The organism is Streptomyces sp. NPDC057682 (assembly GCF_042799575.1).
GTDB lineage: Bacteria > Actinomycetota > Actinomycetes > Streptomycetales > Streptomycetaceae > Streptomyces.
In genome coordinates, this window is sequence record NZ_JBHVIN010000028.1 from 56,038 (window position 1) to 62,792 (window position 6,755).

The window sequence follows — 6,755 nt, forward strand, 5'->3', positions numbered from 1 at the left end:
GCGTGCGGGTGGATCACTGGTTGCCGCAGGTCGACGCCGTGGCGGCGTCGAGCCAGGGCAGGTCGTGCCCCATGCGGTCGCGCTTGGTGCGCAGATAGCGGAGGTTGTGCTCACCGGCCTGGACGGGCATCGGCTCGCGGCCGGTGACGGTCAGTCCGTGGCGCACGATCGCCGCGGTCTTCTCGGGGTTGTTCGTCATCAGCCGCAGGCTGTGCACGCCGAGGTCCTTGAGGATCTGCGCGCCGGCGGCGTAGTCCCGCGCGTCGGCGGGCAGTCCGAGCTCCAGATTGGCGTCCAGGGTGTCGACGCCGCGCTCCTGGAGTTCGTACGCGCGCAGCTTGGAGAGCAGGCCGATGCCGCGGCCCTCGTGCCCGCGCAGATAGACGACGACGCCGCGCCCCTCCTCCGTGATCCGGCGCATGGACGCGTGCAGCTGGGGGCCGCAGTCGCAGCGCTGGGAGCCGAAGATGTCGCCGGTCAGGCACTCGGAGTGGACCCGGACCAGGACGTCCTCGCCGTCCCCGAGGTCGCCGTGGACCAGGGCGACGTGCTCGACGCCGTCCACCGTGGAGCGGTAGCCGTAGGCGGTGAAGGAGCCGAAGTCGGTGGGCAGCCGTACCTCGGCCTCGCGGCGCACCGTCGGCTCGGAACTGCGGCGGTAGGCGATCAGGTCCTCGATGGAGATGATCGTCAGTCCGTGCTTGCGGGCGAAGGGGACGAGCTGGGGCAGCCGCAGCATGACGCCGTCCTCGCCCGCGATCTCCACGATCGCCCCGGCGGGGCGCAGTCCGGCGAGCCGGGCGAGGTCGACGGCCGCCTCGGTGTGGCCGTTGCGCACGAGGACGCCGCCGCTGCGGGCGCGGAGCGGGAAGACATGGCCGGGCCGGACGAAGTCGCCGGGACCGGCGGTGCCGCCGGCGAGCAGCCGGAGCGTGGTGGCGCGGTCGGCGGCGGAGATGCCGGTGGTGACGCCGTGGGCGCCGGAGGCGTCGACGGAGACGGTGAAGGCGGTCTTCATCGACTCGGTGTTGTGGTCGACCATCTGCGGCAGGGCGAGCCGCTCCAGCTCGTCGTTCTCCATGGGTGCGCAGATCAGTCCGCGGCACTCGCTCATCATGAAGGCGACGATCTCGGGCGTGGCCTTCTCGGCCGCGATGACGAGGTCGCCCTCGTTCTCCCGGTCCTCGTCGTCGACGACGACGACGGGGCGGCCGGCCGCGATGTCGCGGATCGCCTGCTCGACGGGGTCGAGGCTCAGGTCCTCGACGGGGGCCCGGTGCTCCCGGTGCAGCCAGGTGGGCTGGGCAGTCATGCCGTGGCTCCTTCCAGAGCGGGTGTCCGCGAACGCAGCCACCAGTCGCGCATGCCCCACAGGACGAGGGCCCCGTAGACCACGTAGATGAGTCCGGAGAAGGCGAGCCCGCTGTGGAAGTTGAGCGGGACGCCGACCAGGTCGACCAGGAGCCAGGCGAACCAGAACTCGACCATGCCGCGGGCCTGGGCGAGCATCGCCACGAGCGTTCCGGCGAATATGTACGCGTCCGCCCAGGGGCTCCAGGACAGCGACGGGAAGGCGGTGAACAGACCGCCGACGGCGAGCGTCCCCACGGCGGCGCCGCCGAGCAGGTAGCCGCGCTCGCGCCAGGTGGCGAACCGTACGGCGATGGAGCCGTCCTGCGCCTGCTGCCGGCCGCGGGTCCACTGCTGCCAGCCCCAGACGGCCACCGCGATCACGATCAGCTGCTTGCCGACGCTGCCCGCCTGGTGGACGGAGACGTTGGCGGCGACCAGCACGACGCCGGACAGGAGCTGGGCGGGCCAGGTCCAGATCGAGCGGAGCCAGCCCAGGGTCAGGGCGATCAGACCGATCGTGTTGCCGATCATGTCGGACCAGATGATGTGCTGGTCGAGGACGGTGAACGCCTCGGAGTTCAGCCAGTGCAGGGCGCTCACTTCGCGGTCTCCCCGGGTTCCGGCGCGCCGTTGCCGAGCAGCCGCTCGACGTACTTCGCGATGACGTCCACCTCCAGGTTGACCGGGTCGCCGGGCTGCTTGATGCCGAGCGTGGTCAGGGCGAGGGTGGTGGGAATGAGGCTGATGGTGAAGTAGTCGGCCGCGGCATCGACGACGGTCAGGCTGACCCCGTCGACGGTGATCGACCCCTTCTCCACCACGTAGCGGGTGAGGCCGTCCGGGAGGGAGATCTTCACGATCTCCCAGTTCTCCGAGGGCCGGCGCTCCAGGATCCGGCCGGTGCCGTCCACATGGCCCTGGACGATGTGCCCGCCGAGCCGGCCGCCGAGCGCCATGGGGCGCTCCAGGTTGACCCGGGAGCCCGTGGTGAGGGCGCCGAGGCTGGACCGGTTCAGGGTCTCGGCCATGACGTCGGCGGTGAACTCGTGCTCGCCGAGGTCGACGACGGTCAGGCAGACGCCGTTGACGGCGATCGAGTCGCCGTGCTTGGCGCCCTCGGTGACGACGGGACCGCGCAGGCGGAATCGGGAGGCGTCGTCGAGCTGCTCGACGGCGGTGACCTCACCCAGTTCTTCGACAATTCCGGTGAACACTCAGTTTTCCTTCCGGGCGGGGCCGGGGACGGCGGTGATGCGCAGATCGGGGCCGATGCGTACGGTCTCGGTCACATCGAGGCGCAACGCCTCGGCGAGGGTAGGGATTCCGGCGTCGGCGAGGGCGGCGGGACCGGCCCCCAGGAGCACCGGGGCGAGATAGCCGACGACCTTGTCGACCAGTCCCGCCGCGACGAAGGCCCCGGCCAGGGTCGGGCCGCCTTCGAGGAGTACGGAGCGGACGCCGCGCTCGTGGAGGGCGGCGAGGAGGGCGGGGAGGTCCAGTCCGGGGCCGCCGCCGGAGCGCGGCAGGCGCAGCACGGCCTCCTCCGGGAGGTGTCCGGCGTCGGCGTCCTCCGCCACGGCGATCAGGGTGGGCGCGGAGCCGTCGAGGACCCGGGCGCCGGGCCTGACGGCGGTGGCGGCGGTGTCGACGACGACGCGCAGGGGCTGGACGGCGCCGTCGATGCCGCGGACGCCGAGCTGGGGATCGTCGGCGCGTGCGGTGCCGGAGCCGACGACGACGGCGTCGGCCTCGGCGCGCAGCCGGTGGACGTCGGCGCGGGACTCCGCGGAGGTGATCCAGCGGCTGGTGGTGTCGGCCGCGGCGACCCGGCCGTCCAGGCTCGCGGCGTACTTCCAGACGATGTACGGGCGGCCGCGCCGCACCGAGGTCAGCCAGGCCGCGTTGACGGCCTCGGCCTCGTCGGCGAGGAGGCCCCGCTCGACGGTGATCCCGGCGGCACGCAGGGTGTCCGCACCGCCGGTGGCCTGCGGGTTCGGGTCACCGACCGCGTGGACGACCCGGGCGACGCCGGCCTCGATGAGCGCCTGGGCGCAGGGGCCGGTGCGGCCCGTGTGGTTGCAGGGTTCGAGCGTGACGTAGGCGGTGCCGCCGCGGGCCCGGTCGCCGGCCGCGCGCAGGGCGTGGATCTCGGCGTGCGGTCCGCCGGCGCGCTGGTGGAAGCCTTCTCCGGCGGGCTGCCCCTCGGCGTCGAGGACGACGCATCCGACGACCGGATTGGGGCTGGTGGAGCCGAGACCGCGGGCGGCGAGCGCGATGGCGCGGCGCATGGCGGTGATGTCGGCTGCGGTGTCCACCGGGTCCTCCTGCCTCTTCGGGCACGGACTCCGGGGCCTGTCGATGACGACAGAGGAAGCGGGACGCACAGGGGGACGCCGAACACCGGAAGAACGGATGGACCGGTTGCCCGAAACCATCCGCCGACGGCGGCGTACCCGCGAAACGGCCCGCCGCGCACTGCCTCCCATCCGGACTTTAACCGTCGGTCCAGGAATCTCACCTGGTCAACCGACCGCTGGATGCGGCCGGGTCGCGGACTGTAACCGCCGGTTCGGAATTGCACCGACCCCGGAGTGCGCTGCTGCTGGTACACGATCAGTGTGCCACGACCGGGCGTGGGCCAGACGGGTGAACGCTGTGGAGTGGCTCACAGACGGGCCGTGACAAGAGCGTTTTTCGGACACCGGCACCCGAATGGTCCAGACCTATTGACGCACTGGTCTAGTCCTCTTAATCTCTGCGTCACCTCCGAGGAGCGGTTTGCGGGGTGCGCACCTCCGCGAACCAACACGACCCACCCCCTTGCCAGTTGTGTTCTGCCGACCTCCCCAGGAGGAACCGAACGTGCTGTCCCCCACCCGCGCGAGAGCCTCGCTCCTCGCCGCCGGCGCCGGCATTGCCGCGCTGCTGATCGGCTCGCTCTCCGCGACCCCCTCCCAAGCCGCTGACCAGGAGTCCTGTCGCCCCGACGGGCTCTACGAGACCCCGGGCACGGCCGTCCCGTACTGCTCCGTGTACGACTCCGAGGGCCGCGAGAAGATGGGCGCCGACCACCCGCGGCGCGTCATCGGCTACTTCACCAACTGGCGGACCGGCAAGGACGGCAAGCCCGCCTACCTCGCCTCCGACATCCCCTGGGACAAGGTCACCCACCTCAACTACGCGTTCGCACACGTCGACGGAGCCAACAAGCTCTCCGTCGGGGCCGACGGCCCGAACAACGCCTCGACCGGAATGACGTGGCCGGGAGTCGCCGGTGCCGAGATGGACCCCGCACTCCCCTACAAGGGTCATTTCAACCTGCTCACGAAGTACAAGAAGAAGTACCCGAACGTGAAGACGATGGTCTCCGTCGGCGGCTGGGCCGAGACCGGCGGCTACTTCGACGACAACGGCAAGCGGGTCGACTCCGGCGGCTTCTACTCCATGGCCACCAACGCCGACGGCTCCGTCAACCAGGCCGGGATCAACACCTTCGCCGACTCCGCGGTCGACTTCATCCGCACCTACGGCTTCAACGGCGTCGACATCGACTACGAGTACCCGACGACCATGAAGGACGCCGGTAACCCGCTGGACTGGACCCTGTCCAACGCCCGCCGGGCCGGCCTCGTCAAGGGCTACGCCGCGCTGATGAAGACCCTGCGCGAGAAGCTCGACCGGGCTTCCGCCGCCGACGGCACCCACTACCTGCTCAGCGTCGCCGCGCCCTCCTCCGGCTATCTGCTGCGCGGCATGGAGACCTTCCAGGTCCAGAAGTACCTGGACTACGTCAACATCATGTCGTACGACCTGCACGGCGCCTGGAACGAGTACGTCGGCCCCAACGCCGCGCTCTTCGACGACGGCAAGGACGCGGAGCTCGCCCAGGCGAGCGTCTACTCCACCTCCCAGTACGGCGGCACCGGCTACCTCAACACCGACTGGGCGTACCACTACTTCCGCGGCTCCATGCCGTCGGGCCGCATCAACATCGGCCTGCCGTACTACACCCGCGGCTTCAAGAACGTGCAGGGCGGCACCAACGGCCTCTGGGGCAGGGCGGCCTCGACCGACTGCCCGGCCGGCGCCGGTCTGACCAAGTGCGGTGACGGCGCCGTGGGCATCGACAACCTCTGGCACGACCAGGACACCGCGGGCAAGGAGTCGCCCGCCGGCTCCAACCCGATGTGGCACGCCAAGAACCTGGAGAAGGGCATCGTCGGCGACTACGTCACCGACTACGGCTTCCCCGCCGACACCAAGCTGACCGGCACCTACGTCCGCAACTACGACTCCACCCTGGTCGCGCCCTGGCTGTGGAACGCCCAGACCAAGGTCTTCCTCTCCACCGAGGACGAGCAGTCCGTCAAGGCCAAGGCCGACTACGTCGCCGACAAGGGCATCGGCGGCACGATGATCTGGGAGCTCGCCGGCGACTACGGCTGGAACGCGGCCAAGGGCCAGTACGAGCCCGGTTCGACGCTGACCAGCACCATGTACGACACCTTCAAGTCGGCCTCTCCGTACGGTGCCAAGCGCTCCACCATCGATCTGCCGACCGAGGCGCTGGACATCGACGTCTCCTTCGACCAGTTCCCGCTCGGTGACTCCAATTACCCGATCAGCCCCAAGCTGAAGATCACCAACAACACCAAGGCGACGCTGCCCGGCGGCACGGAGTTCCAGTTCGACTACTCCACGTCCGCGCCGGCCAACGCCAAGGACCAGTCCGGCTTCGGCACGACGATCGTCCGCAGCGACCACACCGCCGCGAACAACATCGGCGGGCTCAAGGGCGACTACAACCGCGTCTCCCTGAAGCTGCCCGCCTGGCAGAGCCTGGCGCCCGGCGCCTCCGTACAGGTCGACTTCGTCTACTACCTGCCGACGTCCACGCCGTCGAACTGGACCGTCACCTTCGGCGGCAAGTCCTACGCCCTCGCGGCGGACCTCGCACGCGGGACGACCGTCGTCGAGCCGGGCGGTGCCACGCCGACGCCGGACCCGTCCGGCACGGGCGGGCCGAGCCCCGAGCCCTCGGGCGGCACGTGCGCGGCGGCCGCGTGGAGCGCGACGTCCGAGTACGGCGCGGGGGCGACCGTCAGCCACGGCTCGCACCAGTGGAAGGCCAAGTGGTGGACGAAGGGCGACACGCCGGGGTCCACCGGTGAGTGGGGGGTCTGGCAGGACCTCGGAGCCTGCTGACACGCTCTCCGCGCGGGGGGCCGGGGCGTTGTGCCCGGGTCCCCCGTGTTCGGGGTTCCGTCCTCAATCGCCGGACGGGCTTGTTTGTGCGGGTTCCCCGCAGGGCGCCTTTGTCCGGTGGGTGGGGGTCCGGGGTCCCTCCGGGGCGACTCCTCGAACGACGAACGTGCGGGCACCTCGTACACGTACCCCGGTCT

5 protein-coding genes and 1 riboswitch are annotated in these 6,755 nt (G+C 70.7%); of the genes, 1 reads left to right on the forward strand and 4 read right to left on the reverse strand.

Going from position 1 to position 6,755, the window contains the following annotated elements; all coding sequences use genetic code 11:
* Window positions 1-13: 13 nt before the first annotated feature.
* Genes ACFVDM_RS36605 through ribD form a run of 4 tightly spaced genes read right to left on the reverse strand, consistent with a single transcriptional unit; the run spans window position 14 to window position 3,668 of the window.
* Window positions 14-1,312: a bifunctional 3,4-dihydroxy-2-butanone-4-phosphate synthase/GTP cyclohydrolase II gene (locus ACFVDM_RS36605; RefSeq protein ID WP_383651004.1), complete on the reverse strand. Its 1,299-nt coding sequence runs from the start codon at window positions 1,310-1,312 to the stop codon at window positions 14-16.
* Window positions 1,309-1,953 carry a nicotinamide riboside transporter PnuC gene (locus ACFVDM_RS36610; RefSeq protein ID WP_383651005.1) on the reverse strand — a complete coding sequence of 215 codons (645 nt, stop codon included), beginning with the start codon at window positions 1,951-1,953 and terminating at the stop codon, window positions 1,309-1,311. The genes ACFVDM_RS36605 and ACFVDM_RS36610 overlap by 4 nt, the downstream gene beginning before the upstream one ends.
* Window positions 1,950-2,567, reverse strand: a complete 618-nt coding sequence (locus ACFVDM_RS36615) for a riboflavin synthase (RefSeq protein ID WP_383651006.1) — start codon at window positions 2,565-2,567, stop codon at window positions 1,950-1,952. Before ACFVDM_RS36615 ends, ACFVDM_RS36610 begins: the two co-directional genes overlap by 4 nt.
* Entirely contained in the window at window positions 2,568-3,668 is a 1,101-nt protein-coding gene (gene ribD / locus ACFVDM_RS36620; protein ID WP_383651007.1) for a bifunctional diaminohydroxyphosphoribosylaminopyrimidine deaminase/5-amino-6-(5-phosphoribosylamino)uracil reductase RibD, read from the reverse strand.
* A 153-nt stretch (window positions 3,669-3,821) separates the two neighbouring features.
* A riboswitch (FMN riboswitch) is annotated at window positions 3,822-3,952 on the reverse strand.
* 263 nt (window positions 3,953-4,215) lie between these two features.
* Between ribD and ACFVDM_RS36625 the strand changes: the two genes are divergently transcribed.
* Window positions 4,216-6,558, forward strand: coding sequence for a chitinase C-terminal domain-containing protein (locus ACFVDM_RS36625; protein ID WP_383651008.1), 2,343 nt, complete (start codon window positions 4,216-4,218; stop codon window positions 6,556-6,558).
* The last annotated feature ends 197 nt before the right edge of the window (window positions 6,559-6,755 follow it).